1 protein-coding gene is annotated in these 642 nt (G+C 47.0%); it reads left to right on the forward strand.

Annotated elements, in window-relative coordinates:
• Positions 1–29: 29 nt before the first annotated feature.
• Positions 30–581, forward strand: coding sequence for a YcgN family cysteine cluster protein (locus ACS8FC_RS18470; protein WP_439297864.1), 552 nt, complete (start codon positions 30–32; stop codon positions 579–581).
• Positions 582–642: the final 61 nt, after the last annotated feature.

Here is a 642-nt window from a genome sequence, read left to right on the forward strand (position 1 = left end):
TATTAAACAAAAATGATGAACAATCAGGCTTGCATTCAGGCGTCAATCCAGATGGTAAGCTTGCGCAGTCGGTAAGTTTATTTCCTGATAGTGCTGATACTGATTCTAGGTCTGAGCCACTACGCCCGCAGTTTTGGTCACGATTTGCCTTAAACGAGCTAAACCATAGCGAATGGGAAGCGTTGTGTGATGGCTGCGGCAGCTGCTGCTTAATCAAATACATCGATAATGATGATGATGAAGAGCTGGTCGAGTATACCGATGTGACGTGCCAGCTCATGGACTGTGCGACAGGCTATTGCCAACATTATGCGACGCGCCAAGAGCATGTACCAGATTGTATTCAGCTGACTATGGACAACTTGCCTAATATGATGTGGCTGCCTTCGCATTGCGCCTATAAGCGCTTGTATAAAGGGCAGAATTTGCCAAGCTGGCATCTGTTATTGACTGGTGATGCCGTGGTTACACAACACGAGATGCGTGCGGCCAACGTGGGTGTCGCTGGCCGCTGTATATCGGAGATTGGTATGTCTGATGAAGAAATGGAAACCCGAGTGGTTAATTGGGTGAATCCATAACTACTATAGGGCAGATTATCACGCTAATGAGATGCCTGAGCAGTCGATTTGGCTTTTGCTT

The organism is Psychrobacter sp. 1Y4 (assembly GCF_051847555.1).